Genomic DNA, 21,559 nt, shown 5'->3' with positions numbered 1-21,559 from the left:
GCCGGCAGCCACGGCCGGAGCACACGTTGAAAGGGGAAACCACATGATGTCTGCCATAACGGTGGGGGCATGTGCCGACCCGGTCAGGCGGCAGCACAAACGCCGGACAGTTTAGCAGAGCCTGACGCATTGATCCGCTGCCCGCGACCGTCTCGACCGGGCCACGCCGGCGCCGCCAGGCGCCCTGGACGGGGAGCACCGCTAGGACGCCGGGGCCAGCAGATCACGCAGCATGCCGGCCTCGGTAGCATCCGCGCCCAATGGCGCCAGCACGCTGCGTGGCGCATCGATTCGCAGGCGCCAGCCGTGCTCGTCGACCGTTTCCTCGGCAATTGCGCCGGAGGCCTTGAGCCGGGCATGCAGGCGCCCGGCGGTCAGTGGCAGATGCAGCGACGACTGCACCCGGTCGCCACCCAGCAACTCGCCCAGCGCCTGGTGCAGCAGCTCCACCCCCGCGCCGGTGGCGGCTGACAGCCACACCCGATACGGGCGCCCGTCGCCATCGCGGTCGATCCGCGGCTCAAGCCCGGCCAGGTCGATCTTGTTCATCACCTGCAACTGCGGCAGGTCGCCGGCGTCGATTTCCTGCAGCACCTTGTTGACCACCCGATGCAACGGCTCGCGCTCGTCGTCGGCGGCGTCGCTGACATGCAACAGCAGGTCGGCCTCGCGCGCCTCGGCCAGGGTGGCGCGGAACGCGGCCACCAGGTCATGCGGCAATTCGCGGATGAAACCGACCGTGTCGGCCAACACGGCAGGGCCGCAGCTGAGGCCGTCGATCTTGCGCACGGTGGGATCCAGCGTGGCGAACAATTGGTCGGCGGCGTACACCTCGCCGGTGGTGAGCGCATTGAACAACGTGGATTTGCCCGCGTTGGTGTAACCCACCAGGGCCACGCGCGGCACGGTGTTGCGCAGCCGCGCGCGGCGTTGCTGGGTGCGCTGGGTCTGCACTTTTTCCAATCGCTTGCCGAGGATCTTCACCCGCTCGTTGAGCAGGCGGCGGTCGGTTTCCAGCTGGGTTTCGCCGGGGCCGCGGTTGCCGATGGCACCACCGCGCTGCGCGTCCAGATGGGTCCAGCCGCGCACCAGCCGGGTGGCGATGTGCTTGAGCTGGGCCAGTTCCACTTCCAGCTTGCCTTCGTGCGAGCGGGCGCGCTGGGCGAAGATGTCCAGGATCAGCCCGGCGCGGTCGACCACGCGCACCTTGAGCTGCTTTTCGAGGTTGCGCTCCTGCACCGGGGTCAGTTCGTGGTCCACCAGCACCAGGTCGGCCTCCAGCGCGGCCACCGCCTCGGCCACTTCATCGGCCTTGCCGCTGCCGATGTAGAAGCGCGGGTTGGGTACATCGACACGGGCGGTGATGGCCGCCAGCACCTCGGCGCCGGCCGACTTGACCAGCTCGGCGAATTCCTCGGCACGGCGGGCACTGTCGCCCTCACCGCGCGAATGCGGCATGACCAGTACGGCGCGGTCGCCTTTCTTCTGTCGATCAAACACGAATGGGGTGGGCCTTTGCGGAAACGAACCTACTTCATGCGGGCCAACACCCCATCAATCAAGCGCCTGCGTCGGCCGGCGTGCCGGCGGCGGGCGCGGCGTCGTGGTCGGCGTGGCCCTCGTGGTCATCCGCGCCACCGCTGATACGCACGTTGCGGCTGGGTACCACGGTGGAGATGGCGTGCTTGTAAACCATCTGGCTTACCTGATTGCGCAGCAGCACCACGAACTGGTCGAACGATTCCACCGTACCCTGCAGCTTGATGCCGTTGACCAGATAGATGGCCACCGGCACGCGTTCGCGCCGCAATGCATTGAGAAACGGATCCTGCAGCGATTGTCCCTTGGACATGTTTTGTTCCCCTGGCGACGGACGGGTCCGGAAAAAAAGCGCCTGCGGCGTCCGGCCCAACTCCGGTGATGGTAACCGCTTTCAAATGCTTGATGAAAGGTGGTTTTCAACCTGCCGGCGCAAATGAGCAGGGGTTGGCAAAAGCACGTTCAGCGAGGCCTGGCGACACCGTCCAGCAGCAGTTGCACAGCGTCGGTTGCGCGGAGCGTGCAGCCCGATTCGTCGGGGTCGAAAAACCGCGCACCGAGGTCGCTGCGCAGCCAGGTGATCTGCCGTTTCGCCAGCTGGCGGGTGGCGAAAATGGCCTGGTCGCGGAAGGCGGCCGTGTCGATCTTTCCTTCCAGGTACTGCCACGCCTGGCGGTAACCCACCGCGCGGATGGCGGGCAGGTCGGCATGCAGGTCGCCGCGCTCGCGCAGCGCACGCACCTCGTCCAGAAAACCCTCCGCCAGCATGATGTCGAAACGCCGCGCGATGCGTTCGTGCAGCACGCTGCGATCGCGAGGCATCAGCGCCAGTTTCAGCACGCGCCAGGGGAAAGGGGTTTCGTGGCCGCGCCGTTGCAACTCGGACAGCGGGCGGCCGCTGAGCTCGATCACCTCCAGCGCCCGCTGCAACCGCTGCGCGTCATTGCTGCCGATACGCGCGGCCGCCGCCGGATCGAGCTGCGCCAGCCGCGCATGCAACGCGGGCCAGCCAAGTTGCTGCGCCTCGGCACCGAGCCGCTGCCGGATCGACGCGTCAGCCTGCGGCAACGCCGACAGCCCCTGTTGCAAGGCCCGGAAATACAGACCGGTGCCGCCGACCAGCAGCGGCACCCTGCCCCGCGCGCTGATCGACTGCATCGCCACCAGCGCGTCGTCACTGAAATCCGCCGCCGAATACGGCTGCGCCGGGTCGCGGATGTCCACCAACGCGTGCGGGTAGCGCGCCAGCGTCGCCGCGTCGGGCTTGGCCGTACCGATGTCCATGCCGCGATAGACCAGTGCGGAATCCACGCTGACCAGATCCAGCGGGAACCGCTCGCTCAACTCACAGGCCAGCGCGGTCTTGCCCGAGGCGGTGGGGCCCATCAGGAAGATGGCAAGGGGGCGCTGGTCGATGGGCATGGCGGCCAATCAGCCAACCGTCGGCGGCGCGAAAACGGCGGCCACCTCGTCGGCATCCAGCGCCCGCCATTCGCCCAACGGCAGGCCGCCCAGCGTCAACGCGCCGACCGCCACGCGCTGCAGGGTTTCCACGTGGTTGCCCGCAGCGGCAAACATCCGCCGCACCTGGTGGTAACGCCCTTCGGTGACGGTGAGCCGCGCATGGCGCGGGCCCAGCACCTGCAGTTGCGCCGGTGCCAATGGTTCCTTTTCCGACTCCAGCATCAGGCTGCCGCTGGCGAACAGCACGCCTTCGTCGCCGCGCAGATCCTGCGCCAGCGTGGCCTCGTACACCTTGGCCACGTGTGCCTTGGGCGAAATGATCCGGTGCAGCAACGCGCCATCGTCGGTGAACAGCAGCAGGCCGGTGGTATCGCGATCGAGCCGGCCCACGCTGGACAAGGCCGGCGTGCGCACGTTGAACCGCGGCGGCAGCAGGTCGTACACCACCCGGCCCGGGTCCTTGCGCGAACAGGTGACGCCCAGCGGCTTGTTGAGCATCAGCACCAGGCCGGGCGGCGGATCGAGCGGCTCGTCGTCGACGCGGATGTTTTCGTGTGGCACCACGTCGTCGGCGTACAGCACCTCGCCATCGGTGTCGGTGATGCGCCCGGCACGGAACAATTGGGTCACATCCTTGCGGCTGCCGTAGCCCAGGTTGGCTATGAGTTTGATCAGTTTCATGGCTTGACCCGTTTCATGGGCGCACTCCGTTCGCTTCGATCACTTTGAAACCGTCCTGCGTGGTCACCGTGGTGACGTGGTGGAAACGCGCCGCCAGGATCGCCTCATACGGCAGGTGCCGGTTCGCCACCAGCCACAGCCGGCCCTCCGGCCCCAGCGCGTCGGCGGCGCTGGTGATGAAGGCGCGGCCCAGTTCGGGCAGGTCGGCGCGGCCCTGGTGGAACGGCGGATTGCTGACGATGGCGTCGTAACGCCGCGGCAAACCGCGGGTGACATCGTGCCAGTGCACCGCAATCTCGACATCGCGGCCACTGGCCTGTTGCGCACGCGTCAGGTTGATCCGCGCCGGTTCCAGCGCACGCGCCTCCGCTTCGTACAGGTCGATCGATGACACCTGCGGACAGCGGGCGATGATCTGTGTGGCCAGATAACCATAGCCGGCCCCCAGGTCGGCCACCCGCCCACGCAGGTCGGCCGGCAGATGTGCGGCCAGCAAGGCGGAGGCGGGATCGATCCGGTTCCAGGCAAACAGCCCGGGCCGGCTGACGAAGCCGTCGTCGGTTTCGCGCGGTGCATCCAGCGCCAGCCATTGCGTCAGCAACTCGTGATCGACGCTGTCCGCCGTGGGCGTGGTCCAGAACACGCGGCATTTGTGCTTGGAAAGATGCTGCACGGCGCCGGCCAGTTTCACGAGGTCGGCCTCGCCGGATTTCGCACCTTCCGCATTGGGCATGCTGACCAGTACGGTACCGCCCGGCGCCGTGTGCTGCAGCGCCCGGGCGAACAGCGCGCGCGCCTCGTCGCGCTGGCGCGGCGGCAGGATCAACACCAGCGGGAAAAGCTCACCCACGGATGCCTCGCCCACGTGCAGGCCACAGCGACCCAGCTCATCGGCGAACGGCATGAAGCCCTGCTCGCACAGCCATGCCGGCTGCGCCATCACGCGCAGGCGCACGCCGGCCCGCGCACGCAGGAACAGCACGCGGCCGTCGGACGGCAAGTGCAAGTGTCCCAACTCGAAGGGAACGAACAAGGCGGCCAGCGCCGTGTCGGGCGCGGCCGCGGAAAATCCGGATGCCGTCACGTCATTACTTCAGCAGGCGATTGATGCACGCATTGTACGTGGCCGAGGGAAGCGCTTCCCTGTGTGGGAGCGACTTCAGTCGCGATGCTCTTGCTTTGAGGCTCAATGCAAAAAAGCATCGCGACTGAAGTCGCTCCCACATAACGGCGTTACGCCATTCCGCTGGACTGGTTGCGCCCCAACCGCGCCACCCAGCGGTACAGCGCCGCGTTGACCAGCACGAAGGCGATGCCGCCGATCCAGATCGCGGCGGTACCGAAGCCATCACCCACCAGCGCCAGCGGCGTGCTCTTGCCGGAAAACACCACGATCGCGGCTATCACCACGCCGATGATGCTTTCGCCCACGATCATGCCCGAGGCCAACAGCACGCCCAGTTGCTTGGTGCCTTCGGGGTTGGCGCCGCGGTCGGCGCGCTTGTCGAAGTACCAGCCCACGATGGCGCCGACCACGATCATCAGCGTGGTGGAGCTGGGCAAGTAGATGCCCAAGCCCACGGCCAGCGGCGGCAACCTGGCGGTGCGCGTCGTGCGGCCCAGCATCTCGTCCAGCACGATCAGCGCCACGCCGATGGCGGCGCCCAGGCCGATCAGGCTCCAGTCGATATTGCCCTGAATCACGCCTTGCGCCAGCGCCGAGATCAACCCGGCCTGCGGCGCCGCCAGCGCCCGCGTGGGATCCACGCCGGGCATGCCGGCAAAGCCGTACGCTTCGTTCAACAGATCCAGCACCGGCGGGATCACCGCCGCGCCCACCAGCACGCCCACCACCAGCGCCACCTGTTGTTTCCACGGCGTGGCATCCACCAATTGGCCGGTTTTCAGGTCCTGCAGGTTGTTGTTGGCGATGGTGGCCACAGCGAACACCACCGAGGTGGCGAACAGCGCGAACGCCACCATGCCCTTGCCGGCGTCGCCGGTTTGCGCCTGCACGCCCAGCATCAGCAGCAGCGCGGCGATGATCACCACCAGGATGCCCACGCCCGACAGCGGACTGTTGGACGAGCCGATCAGCCCCGCCATGTAACCGCACACCGCCGAGACCAGAAAGCCCATCACCACCACGAAAACCAGGCCGCCGATCACCAGCAGCCACAAATGCTCGCCAAGCCCGGTGGCGAGGCTGAAATCGCCCAGCAACCAGGCGATCGGCAACAGGCAGGCCACGCTGATGAGGCCTACCAGGCCAATCGGCATGTCGTGTTCGGTGCGCGGCAAGGTGGCGCCCTGGCCCGACTTGCGCGCCCGCGACGAGGCCATCGCCGAGGTCAGCCCGCTGATCACCGGCTTCACCAGTTTGGCCAGCGTGTAGATGGCCGCCACGCCGATCGTGCCGGCGCCGATGAAGCGCACCTTGGCGCTCCACGCGGCCTGCGCCACGTCGGCCGCGGCGCCGGCGGTCGCCGCCAGCATCGTGTAATGCGGCACCGCCCAGCCCCACGCGATCACCGCGCCCAGCAACATCGCCAGGCCCACCCACAGGCCCACCAGATGACCCACCGCCAGCAGCGCGAACGACAGCGCGAAGTCGTAACCGGTGGCACCGCCGCGATCGCCGAAGCGGAAATACTGCGCCACGTTGCCGGCGAAAACGCGGGTCGCCACCACCACCGCAAATACCGCCGACACCACGGTGCCGGCGGCCACGGCCAGCAAACCGGCGCGGCTGCTTTCCTCGGACGTGGCAGCCGCATCGTCGCCACCGCCCACCTTCAGCACCTCGGCGCAGGCCACGCCCTCGGGATACGGCAGGTCGGAATCGGTCACCAGCGCGCGGCGCAACGGAATCGTGTACATCACGCCCAGGATGCCGCCAGTGGCGCAGATGCCGAACGTGATCCAGAACGGAAACCCGTTCCACCAGCCGATCATCACCAGCCCGGGCAGCACGAAGATGATCGCCGACAGGGTGCCCGCCGACGAGGCCACCGTCTGCACGATGTTGTTTTCCTGCATCGTGGAATTCTTGAACGCGCGCAGGATCGCCATCGAGATCACCGCCGCGGGAATCGAGGTGGCGAAGGTGAGGCCCGCCTTGAGTCCGAAAAACACATTGGCCGCGGTGAATACCAGGGTGATCACGATGCCGATGATCAGGCCGCGTACGGTGAGCTCGGTGCGCGGCGTGGCGCCGGACAGGGGTTGTGCATTCACGACGGCTCTCCCGCGCCAATAGTGCGCGCAACGATAACGCGGAATGGTCGCTTACCGCGCGTCGGCGGAACCAACTTCTGGCACTGGCCCCGCAAGCTCCAGCCCGCTCTGGAAGTGGCGCCGCTCGCCCGACAGCGGGTCGTCGAACGCCAGGTTGCGCGCCAGCAATTGCAGCGGGCGGCGATGGTCGTCATCGGCCGCGGGCGCAAGTTCGGGATACAACGTGTCGTGCAGGATCGGCGCGCCCAACGCGGCCATGTGCAAGCGCAACTGGTGCTTCTTGCCGGTGACCGGGTGCAGCGCATAGCGCCAGATATCGGCCCCGCGCTCGATCACCTCGATCAACGTCTCGCTGTTGGGTTCGCCCTCGACCTCGCGCATGCGGAAAAACGGCTCGCCCGCCACGATGCGCGAACGGCGATGCTGTGGAAACGACAGCTGCGGCAAACCCGGCGCCAGCGCGTGATAAAGCTTCTCGATGCGCCGTTCGCGGAACAGCGCCTGGTACGCCGCGCGGCTGGCCGGGTTGGCCGAGAAAAGCACCAGCCCCGCCGTGGCCCGATCGATCCGGTGCAGCGGCACCAGGTCCGGATTGCCCAGCCGGCGCATCAGCCGCCGCAGCAAGGTCTGCTCCACGAAGCCGCCCGCCGGCGTCACCGGCAGGTAGTGCGGCTTGTCCGCCACCACCAGATGCGCACCGACATGCAGCACGGTTTCGACGCCGGGGATCGGCACCTCATGCGCCACCTCGCGGTAATAGTGGAGGCGCAGCCCCGCGCGATACGGCGTGTGCGGCCTGATCGCCCGCCCCTGCGCATCCAGCACCCGCCCGCGTTCGATCCGGTCCAGCCACTGCGCAGGGCTCACGCTGGCGAAATGCGCGCACAGCGCGTCCAGCACCGTGGCCCATTCGCCGGCAGGCAGATGCACGGTGCTGGCGCGGGGATCGTGGAAGGCGTCAGTCATAAGCACCGCAGTCTAGAGCCAACGCGTAGAATGGCCGGCTGTTGTCTCAAGGCTGGCCCATGGCGCTCAACTCCACCATCTACAAAGTCGAACTGCAGATCAGCGACATGGATCGGCATTACTACGCCACCCACGCGCTGACCCTGGCGCGGCACCCCTCGGAAACCGAGGAGCGCCTGATGGTGCGGCTGCTGGCGTTCGCGCTGTACGCGGACGATCGGCTGGAGTTCGGCAAGGGCCTCAGCGACGAGGACGAACCGGCCCTGTGGCGCAAGGCGTACACCGACGAGATCGAGCTGTGGATCGAGCTGGGCCAGCCCGACGAAAGCCGCATCCGCAAGGCCTGCGGCCGCTCGCGCCAGGTGGTGGTGATCAGCTACGCCGGCAACGCCGCGGAGATCTGGTGGAGCAAGGTCGGCTCCGCGCTGGCGCGCAACAGAAACCTCACCGTGCTCGACATTCCCGCCGCGACCGTGACCGAACTGGTTGCGCTGCTGCAGCGGGGCATGCGGCTGCAGTGCCTGATCCAGGATGGCCAGCTGCAATTGATGAACGACACCGACGCGGTGGCCGTGGACCCGGTGAAGCGCATGCTCGCCACGGACGCTTCGAAATAACCCTCACCTTTTCCGGAGATACCCATGCGCTGGTTGCTGCCCCTGCTCGCCGTCTTCACCCTCGCCGCCTGCGGCGGCTCGCCCCAGGTCCGCACCCACGGTCACGTGGACAAGCTCACCACCATCGACCACACCGTCGGCAGCGGCGCCGAGGCGAAGGCCGGCATGGACGTGCTGGTGCACTACACCGGCTGGCTGTATGACGACACCGCCACCGACAAGCACGGCACGAAATTCGACAGCTCACGCGACCACGGCACGCCGTTCAATTTCCAGCTGGGCGCCGGCCGCGTCATCGAAGGCTGGGACCAGGGCGTGGCCGGCATGCGCGTGGGTGGCAAGCGCACGTTGTTGATTCCCGCCGCGCTCGGCTATGGCGCCCAGGGCGCCGGCGGCGACATCCCGCCGAATGCGTCGCTGGTGTTCGATGTGGAATTGATCGACGTCAGCAAGCACTGACCCCTGTAGGAGCGACTTCAGTCGCGATGCTCTTGAAGGGGATTCGGGATTCGGGATTCGGAAAAGCATCGCGACTGAAGTCGCTCCTACAAGAGCTGTGCTCCTACAATCAATCCTCCTGCGCCGCGGCCTCGCGCCCCTGCTGGCGGATGATCGCCTCTTCGCGCGCATCGATGATCGACTGCATCACGCTGTCCACGTCGGCGATGCTTTCGTCGAACTCGAACTGGCCGGTCAACTCGGTGTCGGGGTGCAGTTCGCCCAGCTCGTACAGCGCCCACATCTCCTCGCCGTAATAAGTGTCCAGCAATTCCGGCGCAAAGCGCGACAGGCTGATGGTGATGTTGCCCACGTCACGGCGCAGCATGGCGCGCGCCGCGTTGTTGCCCGACGCGCTGACCACCTGCGGCAGGTCGATGATCACCGGGCCCTCGGGGCCCACCAGCACGTTGTATTCGGACAGGTCGCCGTGGATCAGGCCGATGCACAGCATGCGCGCCACCTGCTGCATCAGGAAGCGGTGGTAGTCGCGCGCCGTGTCGGCCGACAACTCCACCTCGCCCAGTCGCGGTGCCGAATAACCGTCCGCGTCGGTGACCAGCTCCATCACCAGCACGCCGCTGAAATAACCGAACGGCCGCGGCACCCGCACGCCGGCGGCGGTGAGCTGGTACAGCGCGTCGACCTCGGCGTTCTTCCAGTTCTCCTCCATCTCCTTGCGGCCGAACTTGCTGGCCTTGCCGATCGCGCGCGCCTGGCGGCTGCCGCGCACCTTGCGGCCCTCCTGGTATTGCACGCGCGCCTGGAAACTGCGCTGCCCCATGTCCTTGTAGACCTTGGCGCAACGCGTTTCATCGCCGCAGCGCACCACGTAAACGGAGGCCTCCTTGCCGCTCTTGAGCGGGCGGAGCACCTGGTCGATCACGCCTTCCTCGATCAATGTCTGCAGGCCCTGGGGTGTCTTCATGCGTTGGAAAGCTTCAAGTCGTCGTGGAAAGGTCGCGATTATGGCCGATCGGATGTTGCTATTTGTTCGACGCGCACACGGCGGCGATCTCGAATGAGCGCCGGCGGGCGGCGTGGTCGAACACGTTCGCGGTGATCAGCACCTCGTCCGGCCGATGCCGCTCGATGAATGCGTCGATGCCTTGCCGCACGGTCGCCTCGTCGCCCACCACAGCGCAGGCCAGCGCGCGCTCCACGCCGATCTTCTCCACCGGCGACCAGTAGGTCTCGATGTCGTCGATCGGCGGCGGGATCAGCCCCGGCCGGCCGCGACGCAGATTGATGAAACTTTGTTGCTGGGTGGTGAACAGCCGCCGCGCCTCGGCATCGCTGTCGGCCGCCACCACGTTCAGACCCAGCATGGCGTACGGCTGTTGCAGCCGCGCCGACGGCCGGAAATCGCGACGGTACAGCGCCAGCGCCTCGTCCATCGCATCGGGCGCGAAATGCGAGGCGAACGCGAACGGCAGGCCCAACGCCGCCGACAACTTGGCGCTGAACAGGCTGGAACCCAGCAGCCACACCGGCACGTCGATGCCGGCGCCAGGCACCGCGCGCACCGGCTGGCCGGGCGTAGCGGGTTCGAAATAGCCGAGCAGTTCCATCACGTCCTGCGGAAACGCGTCGGCACTGTCGAAATAGCGGCGCAAGGCTTTCGCGGTGGGCTGGTCGGTGCCCGGCGCGCGGCCCAGCCCCAGGTCGATGCGGCCCGGATACAGCGACGCCAGCGTGCCGAACTGCTCGGCCACCTGCAGCGGTGCATGGTTCGGCAGCATGATGCCGCCGGCGCCCACGCGGATGGTCGAGGTGCCGCCGGCCACGTGTCCGATCAACACCGCCGTGGCCGCACTGGCGATACCGGGCATGTTGTGGTGCTCGGCCAGCCAGTAGCGGTGGTAGCCGAGTCGCTCGGCCAGCTGCGCCAGATCCAGCGTGTTGCGGAACGCCTGCGCGGCATCGCTGCCTTCGGTAACCGGCGCCAGGTCGAGTATCGAGAAAGGGATCATGTGGGGACGTCCGCCATGGTGGAGGTTTCCAATCTGGGGGCGCGCACCGGGAATGCCACCGCGGCGGTTTATTTTCGTGCGGTTGCCCACGGATGCCTACAATGGTGGATTCCCCTGCGCTGGCCCTTCCCATGACCGAACCTGTCCGCCTTGCCAAACGGGTCGTCGCCCTGGCGGGTTGCTCGCGCCGCGAGGCGGAGCAATTCATCGAAGGCGGCTGGGTGCGGGTGGACGGCGTGGTGGTGGAAGAGCCGCAGTTCATGGTGGACGCGCAAACCGTGGCCATCGACCCCGCCGCCCGGCTGGCGCCGCTGGAAGCGGTCACGCTGGTGCTCAACAAACCGGCCGGCATCGACGCCGGGCCGGGACCGGACAGCGCCGCCACACTGGTCACGCCGGCAACGCGCAGCGCCGACGACGCTTCCGGCGTGCGGCCACTGAAGCGGCACATGTCCCGCCTCACGGCGCCCCTGTCGTTGCCGACCAAGGCCAGCGGCCTGCTGTTTTTCACCCAGGACTGGCGCGTGGCGCGCAAGCTCACCGAGGACGCCAGCCGGATCGAGCAGGAGTTCGTGGTCGATGTGGATGGCGAGCTGATCGAGAACGGCCTGGCGCTGCTCAACCATGGCCTGCGCTTCAACAACTACGCGATGCCGCCGATCAAGGTCAGCTGGCAAAGCGAGCACCGCCTGCGTTTCGCGTTCAAGGGCCTGCAACCGAGCCAGATCGAACCGATGTGCAACGCGGTGGGCCTGCAGGTGGTGGCGATGAAACGGTTGCGCGTGGGCCGTATTTCACTGAGCCGCCTGTCGCCCGGGCAATGGCGTTACCTGGCGCCGCACGAGCGCATCTGACAGCGGCGCGATGGCGATCGGCATCATCGCCACGACCGCTTCGAAAACGCCAAGCGCCACCGGCTTGGCTTCCACTGCGCCCACCCCTAAACTCCGATCGCGCCGCGCTCGAAGTTTCTGCCGGCGCCCGGATCGGCGCTGCCGCTCCCGTCCAACCTTCCACAGTGCGGAGTTCGACATGAGCAAGGGCATGGATTCAAAGAAAACCGAGAAGAAAAAGCCGGCCAAGACCATGAAGGAAAAAAGGGCGGCCAAGCAGGAAAAGAAGAAAAGCCAGTAACCAGGGCTGAAATCCGGGCAGCGAACCCGCACCATCGCAGGCAGCCGGCTCACCACGGCCGGCTGCACCAGGCACCGCAGCGGACGATCGGATTGCTCAATTTTTCCGTCGCCCTGCCGTTATCTCCGCAAGTTGTGGGACGCTTGCGTTTTCTCGAAAAGGGACGTTTGCATGGGGAATCTTTGGCAGCGTTTGTTTCGCAGCCAGAAGCCGGTTGCGGGTCGCATGCGACCCATGGCGACCGGACCCGTGCGGGCGTCCGCGCGGATTCCCGACGATGACGTGGTGGTGGAGCCGGACTTCCCGCTGACTGAAATCGAAGACCGCTTTCACCGCTTCGTACTCGATCTGCCGCCCAGCGAGGCGGGAGAACCCAGTACTGCCGAGCAGGCCATGCTCAAACGCCTGGACCTGCTCAGCACGCGCTTCGACATGCGCAGCCTGCCGCGCCTGCCCAGCGTGCTGCCGCAACTGCTGCGCACGCTGAAAAACGACAACGCGGCCGGTGGCCAGCTCGCCAAACTCGTGGGCCGCGATCCGCTGATGGTGGGCGAGGTCATGCGGGTCACCAGCAGCTCGTATTACCGCTCCGCCCAGCCGATCAGCAGCCTGCAGCAGGCAGTGGTCCTGCTGGGCCAGGACGGCTTGCGCCGGGTGCTTACGCAATACGTGATGAAGCCCATCCTGCAGGCCAATGCCGGCAGTTTCGGCCAGGCTGCCGGCGAGCGCCTGTGGGACCACGCCGAGCGCTGCTCGCACGCGTGCGCATGGCTGGCCCGGCACAACGGCGGCGATACGTTCGAAGCCTACCTGGTCGGCACCATCTGCCACACCGGTACCGGCGCGGTGGTGCGCCTGCTCGACCAGCTGGCGCAGGATTCCGCCCTCACATCACCCTCGGCGGAGCTCATTGCCAGCTGCAGCGCACTGGCGGCGCGGCTGTCGCTGCAGGCAGCGCAACACTGGGAGCTGCCGCCGCGCGTGGTCGAGGCGATGGCCGATCGCCAGCCTGGCAAGTCAGTCGCCACCAGTTCGCCGCTGGGCAAGACGCTGGCCACCGCCGATGGCCTGGCGATGGCGCAACTGCTGGGTGAACACGAGCGACTGGATCGCGACGTGGACCTCAGCCACAGCTGGCCCGATGCCTTTGCGCCGGCGCTGCTGGCGCGTTGCCAGCAGGATCTGCGCCGCCATTTCCCCGCGGCCGAGAAGTCGATCTGAGAGCCGCGTCATTCGGCGTGACCGTCAGCGGTGGAGTTCGCGCTCGTCCTCCCGGCTGACGCTCAGTCCGATCAGTCGCGATACCACCAACGCGATATACATCACGCCCACGAACATCTCCAGGCAGGCCAATGCGCGCGCATGCACGGTGATGGGTATGACGTCACCGATGCCGGTGCTCGACATCAGGGCAAAGCTCAGAAACAGCAGTTCGGTCCAGCTGCGCGGAGCGGCCGGATTGACCGCGGCGGCAAAGCAGCCCGGCTGCAATACCTGGCAGAGCACGAACAGGTAGGTGAAGCCCCATACAAGCAGGGTGAAAGTGGCGCCGGCGGCGAACATCTCGTCGGTGGTGGCGCGGCGATCGGCCAGCATGTAGGCGATCAGGCAACCGGCCGCATAGAAGTAGAACAGTGCCTCCAGCGCGGCCCACCACGGTTTCAGTGCCGGCATGTCCAGCATCAAACCCATCGCGTTGCACACGACCGCGGGCACGGCGATGGCCACGCTGATCCAGCCCCGGCCGCGGGTCCGCTGCACCATCGAAATGGCCAGTATCAACACCACCACGCCGAAGGCGCCGAACAGCGCGCGTGCCGCACGCGTCTGCTCGATGAACGGATACAGCAGCAACCCGGCCAGCTGCACCAGCAGCAGTGCCGCGGACGGATGACGGATGAGGATGGCGAGCCACCGCAAACGACGCATGCTCCACACGGTATCGCCGTCACTCGTTCGCATGCGTCACCCTTTTGCTCCAAAGGCCGTTTCGAAGACGGCGTTGCCGATATTCAACACGATGGGCCACGACCATCCCCATCGTCGGGATGCCGCGCCTGCCACGCCTCCAGCAACATACGGTAGCGTTCGAGCGACGCCTCGTATACGTCATGGACACAGCGGACGCAGCCTTCGCCACAGCAATCGCCCGGGTCCGGCGCAACGGGCGGAATCGGGGGTGGATCGCTCGGGCATGCCGGATCGTGCGTCATGGTTTCAGCCCATCGATGGAACGTTTGATGCTCGCATATTCGCGCGTTTCACCAGCACTATCGATGGCGCTTGAAGCGCCCTGGGGCAAAAGGCCGCCGGCTGTCCGATCCAGCGCTGACAGGCGGGATGAAAGAAAAGAGACGTCCATAAGCATTTCGGCCCATGCGTCGCTCCGTCGCAGCGGCAACTGTTCATCTCCGGCCGCACCTCAGTGGGCACCGGTGCTGCAATAGGCTATCGTTCTCCGTGCGTTGCGCGCCGTAGACCCGAGCAGGCGCACGCCAGGGGAAAACCGCGCATGCATGAAATTGCAAGCCAACCGAGCTTCGGCTATTTCACGGCCGCCTTGCTGGCAACGGCAGCCGTGGCGCTGTCGTCGGGCATGCAGTTTCTGGTTATCGGCCTGCGTCATCAGCGTGAACTGATGTACCAGGCGTATGCGGTGTTGTGCATCTGCATCGCCGCCCTCGCCCTCTCCAACGTGCTGCTGGACTGCGCCACGACGCTGGCGCAAGCCACGCTCGCGCTGCGGCTCATGTACGCCTCATCGATTTTCTCGTTCCCGGCCTTCATCGTTTTTGTCAGCACCTACACCCGAAAACCCGTAAGTCGCTTCACCTTCGGCGTGATCCTGATGGTCGCGACAGGCTTCTTCTGGTTCGACCTGCGAGCACCTTACGGACTGCATGCCAGTCTCAGCGCCGGTGCTCCGATGGTGCTTCCATGGGGGGAATCCCTGTTCACGCTGAAGGTGCAGCCATCCGTCGCCAGCCACGCCTTCCACATCCTGACCTACGTGGTTTTCCTCTGGGCGCTGCTGCGTTCGTGGCGGTTTTACCGCGGTGGCCAGGCGCGGCCCGGGCTGCTGTTGGGCATTTGCCTGCTGGTGCAATTCACCGCCATGCTCTGGGGCGATATCGTGATCGATATTTTCGACCAGCCCTACCCCTATCTGGACGCCTTCGCGTTCCTGCCGTTTGTGTTGCTGATGGGCGTTTCGCTGGCCAGCCAGTTGCGCGCCCGCACGCTGCAGTTGGAACAGACCACGCTTGAACTGCGCGCCGAAGCGGAGACGCGGCGCGAAGCCGAGCTGGATCTGCGCCACATCGCCTACCACGATCCATTGACGGGCTTGCCCAATCGTTCGCGCGCGCTGCATTCACTGGCCGAAATGCTCGCCGACGCCAACCAGTCCGGCCGGCATGGCGCCGTGCTGATGATCGACCTGGACAACTTCAAGACCATCAACGACTCGCTGGGCCACCACGTCGGCGACCGCGTGCTGGAGGCCATTGCCGATTGCCTGCTTGCGGTAGCGCCCGGCGAATCCACCGTGGCCAGGCTCGGGGGCGACGAGTTCCTGGTGCTGCTGGATGCCGGATCGCACGAAGCCATGGATGCGGACGCCACCGCCGCACTCGCCATGGACGTGGCCGAAAGCATGGTGGAACGGCTTTCCGTTCCGCTGCCGATCGACAGCCGCATCCTGGCCATCGGTGCCAGCATCGGCGTCGCGGTTTTTCCCAACGGCGATGCCGAAGCAGCCGACATCGTGCGCTGCGCCGACATCGCGCTGTACCGCGCCAAGGCTGCAGGGCGCAACGGCGCGCGACTGTTTCTGCCGCATATGCAACGGGATGCGGACAACCGCCTGGAACTGGAGCGCGGCCTGCGCACCGCGCTGGAGCGCAACGAGCTGTCGCTGCATTTCCAGCCGCAAGTGAGCATGAGCGGCAAACTGATGGGCGCCGAAGCGCTGCTGCGCTGGCGCCACCCGGAACTGGGCGACGTACCGCCAGACGTCTTCATTCCGGTGGCCGAGGAAACCGGCCTGATCCACGCGCTTGGCAGTTGGGTGATCACGCGCGCCTGCGCGCATATCCAGACCTGGCGCAGCCAGGGCGTGGATTTCGGCGGCCGCCTGGCCGTGAACGTCAGCCCCTGGCAGATTGCCCACCCCCAGTTCGTCGAACACATCCAGGCCATCGTGGTAACTGCCGGCATCGACCCGGAGTGGCTGACGCTGGAGCTTACGGAAAGCGCGCTGCTGAACGATTTCGAGGCGGCGCTGGCCACCCTGCATGCACTCTCGAACATCGGCTTCCGGCTGGCGATGGACGATTTCGGCACCGGCTATTCATCGCTGGCCTATCTGCAGCAATTGCCGTTGGATGAATTGAAGATCGACCGCTCCTTCGTCAGCGCGTTGCAGCCATCGGTTCCCGACCCGTTGGCGGGATTCATCGTGGACATCGGCCGCCGCCTGGGCATGGCCACCATCGCCGAAGGCGTGGAAACGGAACAACAACGCGCGCGGCTGGGCGCCATGGGTTGCGACACGCTGCAGGGTTACCTGATCTGCCGTCCACTCCCCGAAGCGGACTACCTGCGCTGGCTGGCCGCGCGCAAAACCACCGCCAGCGAAAAAAGCACGATCACCTAGAAGCCCGGACGCGCGCCTGCCCGTTTACTTCGCACGCCGCCGGTCCAACATCGCCACTTCGGTGTCGCTCAGGCGACGCCACTGGTTCTTCGGCAGATCGCCCAACGGCAGCGAGCCGATCGCCACGCGGATCAGCCGCAGCACGTCAAACCCCAGCGCCGCCAGCAGACGGCGTATGTGGCGATTGCGGCCCTCATCCAGCATCACCTCCAGCCAGGCGTTCTTTTCACCCTGCCGCAGCACGCTGGCGTGACGCACTTTCAGCCACTCATCGCCGTCCGCGATCCCGGCATGCATGGCGGCCAGGGCAGCCGCATCCGGCTGGCCCGCCACCTGCACGTGATACGTCTTGTCGAGATGGGTGACCGGATCCGTAATGCCGGCCGCCCACGTCGTGTCATTGCTCAGCAACAGCAATCCCTCGCTGGCCTTGTCCAGGCGCCCCACCGGGCCCAGCCAGGGCAAGCCGGCGGCGGCCAGTGCCGTGTAGACCGTGTCGCGGCCGTGCTCGTCGGACGCGCTCACCACCAGGCCGCGCGGCTTGTTGAACATCACATGGACTTTTTCCGCCGATGCCAGCGGCTTGCCGTCGACCGTGATCGGCGGGCCGTCCGGCCGGATGGGAAAGTGCGGATCGCTGACCACGCGCCCGGCCACGCTGACCCGACCGTCGCGAATCCATTGTTCCGCCTGGCTGCGCGAACAAACGCCGGCCTTCGACAATACCCGCGCAAGGCCGTGACGTGGAGTGGCAGCCTTTACGCTGGTGCGGGTGTTGCCGGAAATGGGGGAACGCATCGCGATAGCGTAACGAATACACGCCGCAAACGCCGACCGTGAAGGCAAAAAAAACCCGGCCGAAGCCGGGTTTTTTCATTCACCGGACTCCGAATGGAGCCCGGTCTACTGCCGCGGTTCGATTACTGCTGAACCTGCAGTTCCGTGCGACGGTTCTGCGCGCGGCCGGCATCGGTCTCGTTGTCACCGATCGGGTTGGTTTCGCCGTGGCCGATCGGGCCTTCCAGACGGCTGGCATCGATGCCATGGCTGGTCAGGTAGTTGTAGACGATCGAGGCGCGACGCTCCGACAGGCTCTGGTTGTAGGCATCCGTACCCACCGAGTCGGTGTAGCCGGCGACGGTGACGTGCACCTGCGGGTAACGCTGCAGGGTGTCGACGGCCTGGTTCAGAACGGCGATCGAATCGGAGCTCGGCTCAGCCAGCGCGCCGGAGATATCGGTCTCGTTCTTCTTCGGGCGATCGAACTTGAAGTTCACGCCACGCAGGTCGATGACGACCTTCTGCGCGCAACCGTCGGGGCCGACGATGGTGCCGGCCGTGGTCGCCGGGCACTTGTCTTCGCAGTCGTTCACGCCGTCGTTGTCGCTGTCCATGGTGGAGCAGTCAGCCACCGGGGCCGGTGCTTCAACCGGGGCCGGAGCCGCGGCCGGTTCGCCAAAGCGCGAAACGATGCTGAAGCCCAGGAACCAGTCGCCATAGCCGTCTTCGGCCGGCTGGGACTTGTCATCCCAGTCGTAGCGGTAGCCGGCTTCGATGCGGACATCGGAGCTGTCGGTGATGGTCTTGGACAAACCGCCGCCCAGTTCGGCAGCCGGCGACCAGCCCTTGTCGCCCGCGTTCTGGTGGTGGCTGCCCATGACGCCGGCCAGCACGTACGGACGCCATGAATCCCAGGCGCCAGCGTAGAAGCGAACGGCTGCGCCGACCGTGTTGTTGGCCCAGCTGCCGCCGCCATCGACGTCGCGCTTGGTGCGGTCAATGAAAATGTCGATGGACGCATTCGGCGAGATGAAGCGGCCGACACCCAGACCGTAATAAACCTGGCGGCTGTTGGTATTGCGGTCGGTGTCGTTGTAATAGCCACCAACGGTCGGGGCAATGTACCAGCGACCATCATAGTCGGCCGCCGCGGTGGACGAAGAGGCGGTATCAACGGCGCCCGTGGTGTCCTGCGCGTGTACGGCGCCAACGCCGCCCAAAGCCAGCGCAATCAGAAAATACAAGCCCTTACGTTTCATCGGGTGTCTCCTTGTGTGGGATTTTTCGTCCGCTTGACAACATAAATACGGGGATCGAACGAATGGCCAATGACAACGGCTCTTTCACCGATTCGCCGTGCCACGTTCGACGCGAACTTTAGCAAAAAATAAACATACCCGACCGCTTCCGCGACGGCTCGTTCATTTTCCGCTTATGTCGTCTTTACAGTGTGAATAGACCGAGGAAGTCCTGAATCGGCATTTTATCCAGGGCGGCCGCGTCACCGGTTGCCGCCAGGATGGCATTCACCCGGTGCTCGGGCAGATGCCCGCGCAGGGCGGATTCAAACTTCCTCAGCAGCACCGGGATGCCTTCGGCACGGCGGCGGCGATGGCCGATCGGGAAATCGACGGAGACTTTCTCCGTGCTGCTGCCATCCTTGAAGAACACCTGCACGGCATTGCCGATGTAGCGCTTGGCCGGGTCGAAGTAATCACGGGTGAACTGCGGGTTCTCGCTCACCGTCATCTTGTTGCGCAGCGCATCGATCCGCGGATCGGCGGCCACGTCGTCACTGTAGTCGCTGGCCACCAGTCGCCCGAAGATCAGCGGCACGGCCACCATGTACTGGATGCAATGATCGCGATCGGCGTAGTTCGCCAGCGGGCCGGTCTTGTCGATGATGCGGCAGCCCGCCTCCTGGGTTTCGATCACGATCCGGTCAATATCGTCCAGCCGGCCGGCAACCTGCGCGTGCAACTGCATGGCGCACTCCACCGCCGTCTGTGCGTGGAACTCGGCGGGGTAACTGATCTTCAGTAGCACGTTTTCCATCACGTAGCTGCCGAACGGGCGCTCGAACTCGAACGGCTTGCCGTTGAACGCCACGTCGTAGTAGCCCCAGGTCTTCGCGCTCAACGCCGACGGATAACCCACCACGCCGCGATGCACCGCGTTGATCGCGTGGGTTACCGCGCGGCGGCAGGCATCGCCGGCGGCCCAGCTCTTGCGCGGGCCGGTGTTGGGCGCGTGCCGGTAGGTACGCAGCGCGCCGTTGTCGATCCAGCTGTGCGAGACCGCCGCGACCACCTGCTCCTTGTTGCCGCCCAGCATCGCGGTCGCCACTGCGGTGGACGCCAGGCGCACCAGGATCACGTGGTCCTGCCCCACCCGGTTGAAGCTGTTGAGCAGCGCGTAGCCGCCCTGGATCTCGTGCGCCTTGATGGCATAACCCAGCACGTCGCGCACGGTCAGCGGCTGGCCGCCTTCACGCACCGCCTGGCGGCTGAGGTAATCGGCCACCGCCAGGATCGCGCCCAGGTTGTCGGAAGGATGGCCCCACTCCGCTGCCAGCCAGGTGTCGTTGAAATCCAGCCAGCGGATCTGCGTGCCGATCGCGAACGCCGCCTGCACCGGGTCCAGCTCGTGGCTGGTACCGGGCACGCGTGCGCCGCCGGGCAAGCTGGCGCCGGGCACCAGCGGGCCGAGGTGCTTCACGCATTCGGGAAACTTCATCGCCAGCATCGCCGTGCCCAGCGAATCGAGCAGGACGTAGCGGGCGGTATCGTAGGCCTCGGTCGAGTCGATGCGGTAGTCGATCACGTAGTCGGCGATGTCGACCATCGGCTGATCGGGATCGGGACGGATGGCGGAGCGGACGTCGGGCGCACTCATGGGGTCTTCTCGCTAAATCGGAAACCACCATTTTAGCCTGAGCACCCGTCGACCGCTTGCCACGCGGGGGGCACATGGGGACAATGGCCGCTCCCAAAAGGGAGTAGTTCCCGGCGCGGCTTCCCGCATCGGTGCGGTGATCGTCAACACGAGCGACGCTTCGCTCCGGTCATCGCGGCAGCCACGTTGCGAACGAGACTTTTGCGGTGGCTACGGGCCGCGCGCGTCCGTACCCGCTGCATTGTCCGCCGCGCATGGATTGTCCTATGGATTTTTTCACCCCTGATTTCTTCTCCGGCCTGCTGGCCATCGTGCTGCTCGACCTCGTGCTGGCGGGCGACAACGCCATCGTCATCGCGATGGCCGCCAGCCGCCTGCCCAAGGAATTGCAGAAGAAAGCGGTGTTCTGGGGCACCTTCGGCGCCGTCGCCGTACGTTTCGCCCTGACCGCGGTGGTGGTCTACCTGCTGAAGTTGCCAGGCCTGATGCTGGTCGGCGGCGCGTTGCTGTTGCCGATCGCCTGGAACCTGCTGCGCCACGACGGTGATGAGAGCCACGAGATCAAGGCAGGCCGCACGTTCTGGAGCGCCTTGCGCACGATCATCGTGGCCGACGCGCTGATGGGGCTGGACAACGTGCTGGCGATCGCCGGTGCGTCACGCGGCCACCTGGGTCTGGTGATCATCGGCCTGCTGATCAGCGTGCCACTGGTGGTATGGGGTTCGACCCTGATCCTGAAACTGATCGAGCGCTTCCCGATCATCATGTACGTGGGTGCTGGCGCCATCGCGTTCACCGCCGCGCGCATGATCGGGCACGACCACTGGCTGGCGGGCTGGTTCGCCGCGCACGGCTGGGCGCAATACGCGCTGGACGTGCTGCTGGTCGGCGCGGTTTGCGTGGGCGGCTGGCTGGCGCAACGGCGGCGGGCGGCACGATCCGCGTCCGCATCGAAGGTCGCCACCCACGGTTAAGGCAACGCTGACCAAGTATCGCCGCCGTCATGATGACTGGAAGGCCCGCAGGTGGTGGCGCGTGGCGCTGGCAAGACTGGCCGTCTTGTCAAGCCGCGCGGCGTCGCCTGCGGGCCTTCCAGTCATCACCTCATCATTTCAAAT

Annotated in this window: 21 protein-coding genes; 7 read left to right on the top strand and 14 right to left on the bottom strand. The window is 66.2% G+C overall.

Annotated elements, in window-relative coordinates:
* Positions 1–201: 201 nt before the first annotated feature.
* The 7 genes from hflX to ACFPK0_RS05935 all read right to left on the bottom strand — a co-directional run bounded on the left by hflX (position 202) and on the right by ACFPK0_RS05935 (position 7,887).
* Positions 202–1,500, bottom strand: a complete 1,299-nt coding sequence (gene hflX / locus ACFPK0_RS05965; RefSeq protein ID WP_377339071.1) for a ribosome rescue GTPase HflX — start codon at positions 1,498–1,500, stop codon at positions 202–204.
* A gap of 58 nt (positions 1,501–1,558) precedes the next feature.
* Positions 1,559–1,852, bottom strand: a complete 294-nt coding sequence (hfq, locus tag ACFPK0_RS05960) for an RNA chaperone Hfq (protein ID WP_007081724.1) — start codon at positions 1,850–1,852, stop codon at positions 1,559–1,561.
* A 149-nt stretch (positions 1,853–2,001) separates the two neighbouring features.
* Positions 2,002–2,961, bottom strand: a complete 960-nt coding sequence (miaA, locus tag ACFPK0_RS05955; RefSeq protein WP_377339068.1) for a tRNA (adenosine(37)-N6)-dimethylallyltransferase MiaA — start codon at positions 2,959–2,961, stop codon at positions 2,002–2,004.
* 9 nt (positions 2,962–2,970) lie between these two features.
* A complete protein-coding gene (locus ACFPK0_RS05950) occupies positions 2,971–3,684 on the bottom strand; it encodes a pseudouridine synthase (protein ID WP_377339066.1) in 714 nt (237 codons plus the stop codon).
* 13 nt (positions 3,685–3,697) lie between these two features.
* Entirely contained in the window at positions 3,698–4,768 is a 1,071-nt protein-coding gene (locus tag ACFPK0_RS05945) for a class I SAM-dependent methyltransferase (protein WP_377339064.1), read from the bottom strand.
* Between the two features lie 149 nt (positions 4,769–4,917).
* A complete protein-coding gene (locus ACFPK0_RS05940; protein ID WP_377339062.1) occupies positions 4,918–6,921 on the bottom strand; it encodes an OPT family oligopeptide transporter in 2,004 nt (667 codons plus the stop codon).
* A 51-nt stretch (positions 6,922–6,972) separates the two neighbouring features.
* On the bottom strand, positions 6,973–7,887 hold the full coding sequence (locus tag ACFPK0_RS05935) for a pseudouridine synthase (protein WP_377339060.1): 915 nt from the start codon (positions 7,885–7,887) through the stop codon (positions 6,973–6,975).
* A gap of 59 nt (positions 7,888–7,946) precedes the next feature.
* Between ACFPK0_RS05935 and ACFPK0_RS05930 the strand changes: the two genes are divergently transcribed.
* Positions 7,947–8,504, top strand: coding sequence for a YaeQ family protein (locus ACFPK0_RS05930; RefSeq protein ID WP_377339057.1), 558 nt, complete (start codon positions 7,947–7,949; stop codon positions 8,502–8,504).
* A gap of 24 nt (positions 8,505–8,528) precedes the next feature.
* A complete protein-coding gene (locus tag ACFPK0_RS05925) occupies positions 8,529–8,963 on the top strand; it encodes an FKBP-type peptidyl-prolyl cis-trans isomerase (protein ID WP_377339055.1) in 435 nt (144 codons plus the stop codon).
* Between the two features lie 109 nt (positions 8,964–9,072).
* Here the strand turns inward: ACFPK0_RS05925 and ACFPK0_RS05920 are convergent, their stop codons facing one another.
* Positions 9,073–9,930 carry a PA4780 family RIO1-like protein kinase gene (locus ACFPK0_RS05920; protein ID WP_056080414.1) on the bottom strand — a complete coding sequence of 286 codons (858 nt, stop codon included), beginning with the start codon at positions 9,928–9,930 and terminating at the stop codon, positions 9,073–9,075.
* A 58-nt stretch (positions 9,931–9,988) separates the two neighbouring features.
* Positions 9,989–10,975, bottom strand: coding sequence for an LLM class flavin-dependent oxidoreductase (locus tag ACFPK0_RS05915; protein WP_377339052.1), 987 nt, complete (start codon positions 10,973–10,975; stop codon positions 9,989–9,991).
* A 131-nt stretch (positions 10,976–11,106) separates the two neighbouring features.
* Between ACFPK0_RS05915 and ACFPK0_RS05910 the strand changes: the two genes are divergently transcribed.
* The 3 genes from ACFPK0_RS05910 to ACFPK0_RS05900 all read left to right on the top strand — a co-directional run bounded on the left by ACFPK0_RS05910 (position 11,107) and on the right by ACFPK0_RS05900 (position 13,330).
* A complete protein-coding gene (locus ACFPK0_RS05910; RefSeq protein WP_377339050.1) occupies positions 11,107–11,829 on the top strand; it encodes an rRNA pseudouridine synthase in 723 nt (240 codons plus the stop codon).
* A 10-nt stretch (positions 11,830–11,839) separates the two neighbouring features.
* Positions 11,840–12,109 (top strand): hypothetical protein, encoded by a 270-nt coding sequence (locus tag ACFPK0_RS05905; RefSeq protein WP_377339048.1) that lies wholly within the window; start codon positions 11,840–11,842, stop codon positions 12,107–12,109.
* 234 nt (positions 12,110–12,343) lie between these two features.
* Positions 12,344–13,330 carry an HDOD domain-containing protein gene (locus ACFPK0_RS05900; protein ID WP_377339045.1) on the top strand — a complete coding sequence of 329 codons (987 nt, stop codon included), beginning with the start codon at positions 12,344–12,346 and terminating at the stop codon, positions 13,328–13,330.
* Positions 13,331–13,354: 24 nt separating this feature from the next.
* On the opposite strand, the gene ACFPK0_RS05895 is transcribed toward ACFPK0_RS05900, so the two are convergent.
* Both ACFPK0_RS05895 and ACFPK0_RS05890 read right to left on the bottom strand, forming a co-directional pair.
* The gene (locus tag ACFPK0_RS05895; protein WP_082520137.1) at positions 13,355–14,071 is read right to left on the bottom strand and encodes an ion channel; all 717 of its coding nucleotides are present in this window, start codon (positions 14,069–14,071) and stop codon (positions 13,355–13,357) included.
* A 50-nt stretch (positions 14,072–14,121) separates the two neighbouring features.
* On the bottom strand, positions 14,122–14,322 hold the full coding sequence (locus tag ACFPK0_RS05890; protein WP_377339043.1) for an oxidoreductase-like domain-containing protein: 201 nt from the start codon (positions 14,320–14,322) through the stop codon (positions 14,122–14,124).
* Positions 14,323–14,621: 299 nt separating this feature from the next.
* On the opposite strand from ACFPK0_RS05890, the gene ACFPK0_RS05885 reads away from it, so the two are divergent.
* Positions 14,622–16,766: an EAL domain-containing protein gene (locus ACFPK0_RS05885; protein WP_056080431.1), complete on the top strand. Its 2,145-nt coding sequence runs from the start codon at positions 14,622–14,624 to the stop codon at positions 16,764–16,766.
* 24 nt (positions 16,767–16,790) lie between these two features.
* On the opposite strand, the gene ACFPK0_RS05880 is transcribed toward ACFPK0_RS05885, so the two are convergent.
* From ACFPK0_RS05880 to ACFPK0_RS05870, 3 genes are all read right to left on the bottom strand, one after another.
* Positions 16,791–17,564: a pseudouridine synthase gene (locus ACFPK0_RS05880; RefSeq protein WP_056604779.1), complete on the bottom strand. Its 774-nt coding sequence runs from the start codon at positions 17,562–17,564 to the stop codon at positions 16,791–16,793.
* Positions 17,565–17,686: 122 nt separating this feature from the next.
* Positions 17,687–18,805 carry an OmpA family protein gene (locus tag ACFPK0_RS05875; RefSeq protein ID WP_377339040.1) on the bottom strand — a complete coding sequence of 373 codons (1,119 nt, stop codon included), beginning with the start codon at positions 18,803–18,805 and terminating at the stop codon, positions 17,687–17,689.
* 184 nt (positions 18,806–18,989) lie between these two features.
* Positions 18,990–20,441: a bifunctional 2-methylcitrate dehydratase/aconitate hydratase gene (locus tag ACFPK0_RS05870; protein WP_377339038.1), complete on the bottom strand. Its 1,452-nt coding sequence runs from the start codon at positions 20,439–20,441 to the stop codon at positions 18,990–18,992.
* A 266-nt stretch (positions 20,442–20,707) separates the two neighbouring features.
* Here ACFPK0_RS05870 and ACFPK0_RS05865 point away from each other — a divergent pair, with 266 nt between their 5' ends.
* The gene (locus ACFPK0_RS05865; protein WP_056080442.1) at positions 20,708–21,415 is read left to right on the top strand and encodes a TerC family protein; all 708 of its coding nucleotides are present in this window, start codon (positions 20,708–20,710) and stop codon (positions 21,413–21,415) included.
* Positions 21,416–21,559: the final 144 nt, after the last annotated feature.

Origin of the sequence: Rhodanobacter ginsenosidimutans (assembly GCF_042655685.1) — a bacterium.
In the GTDB taxonomy this organism is placed as follows: Bacteria; Pseudomonadota; Gammaproteobacteria; order Xanthomonadales; family Rhodanobacteraceae; genus Rhodanobacter; species Rhodanobacter ginsenosidimutans.
The sequence above is the reverse complement of the archived record's forward strand: the minus strand, read 5'-3'. Positions and strand labels throughout refer to the sequence as shown.

What these genes read in the sequence shown, in the direction of transcription:
- ACFPK0_RS05890 (WP_377339043.1), bottom strand. Translation starts at nt 14,322, where the DNA reads ATGACGCACGATCCGGCATGCCCGAGCGATCCACCCCCGATTCCGCCC.
- ACFPK0_RS05905 (WP_377339048.1), top strand. Translation starts at nt 11,840, where the DNA reads ATGGCGATCGGCATCATCGCCACGACCGCTTCGAAAACGCCAAGCGCC.
- ACFPK0_RS05920 (WP_056080414.1), bottom strand. Translation starts at nt 9,930, where the DNA reads ATGAAGACACCCCAGGGCCTGCAGACATTGATCGAGGAAGGCGTGATC.
- ACFPK0_RS05930 (WP_377339057.1), top strand. Translation starts at nt 7,947, where the DNA reads ATGGCGCTCAACTCCACCATCTACAAAGTCGAACTGCAGATCAGCGAC.
- ACFPK0_RS05915 (WP_377339052.1), bottom strand. Translation starts at nt 10,975, where the DNA reads ATGATCCCTTTCTCGATACTCGACCTGGCGCCGGTTACCGAAGGCAGC.
- miaA (WP_377339068.1), bottom strand. Translation starts at nt 2,961, where the DNA reads ATGCCCATCGACCAGCGCCCCCTTGCCATCTTCCTGATGGGCCCCACC.
- ACFPK0_RS05895 (WP_082520137.1), bottom strand. Translation starts at nt 14,071, where the DNA reads ATGCGAACGAGTGACGGCGATACCGTGTGGAGCATGCGTCGTTTGCGG.
- ACFPK0_RS05880 (WP_056604779.1), bottom strand. Translation starts at nt 17,564, where the DNA reads ATGCGTTCCCCCATTTCCGGCAACACCCGCACCAGCGTAAAGGCTGCC.
- ACFPK0_RS05875 (WP_377339040.1), bottom strand. Translation starts at nt 18,805, where the DNA reads ATGAAACGTAAGGGCTTGTATTTTCTGATTGCGCTGGCTTTGGGCGGC.
- ACFPK0_RS05900 (WP_377339045.1), top strand. Translation starts at nt 12,344, where the DNA reads ATGGCGACCGGACCCGTGCGGGCGTCCGCGCGGATTCCCGACGATGAC.
- ACFPK0_RS05865 (WP_056080442.1), top strand. Translation starts at nt 20,708, where the DNA reads ATGGATTTTTTCACCCCTGATTTCTTCTCCGGCCTGCTGGCCATCGTG.
- ACFPK0_RS05935 (WP_377339060.1), bottom strand. Translation starts at nt 7,887, where the DNA reads ATGACTGACGCCTTCCACGATCCCCGCGCCAGCACCGTGCATCTGCCT.
- ACFPK0_RS05885 (WP_056080431.1), top strand. Translation starts at nt 14,622, where the DNA reads ATGCATGAAATTGCAAGCCAACCGAGCTTCGGCTATTTCACGGCCGCC.
- ACFPK0_RS05950 (WP_377339066.1), bottom strand. Translation starts at nt 3,684, where the DNA reads ATGAAACTGATCAAACTCATAGCCAACCTGGGCTACGGCAGCCGCAAG.
- hfq (WP_007081724.1), bottom strand. Translation starts at nt 1,852, where the DNA reads ATGTCCAAGGGACAATCGCTGCAGGATCCGTTTCTCAATGCATTGCGG.
- ACFPK0_RS05925 (WP_377339055.1), top strand. Translation starts at nt 8,529, where the DNA reads ATGCGCTGGTTGCTGCCCCTGCTCGCCGTCTTCACCCTCGCCGCCTGC.
- ACFPK0_RS05910 (WP_377339050.1), top strand. Translation starts at nt 11,107, where the DNA reads ATGACCGAACCTGTCCGCCTTGCCAAACGGGTCGTCGCCCTGGCGGGT.
- ACFPK0_RS05870 (WP_377339038.1), bottom strand. Translation starts at nt 20,441, where the DNA reads ATGAGTGCGCCCGACGTCCGCTCCGCCATCCGTCCCGATCCCGATCAG.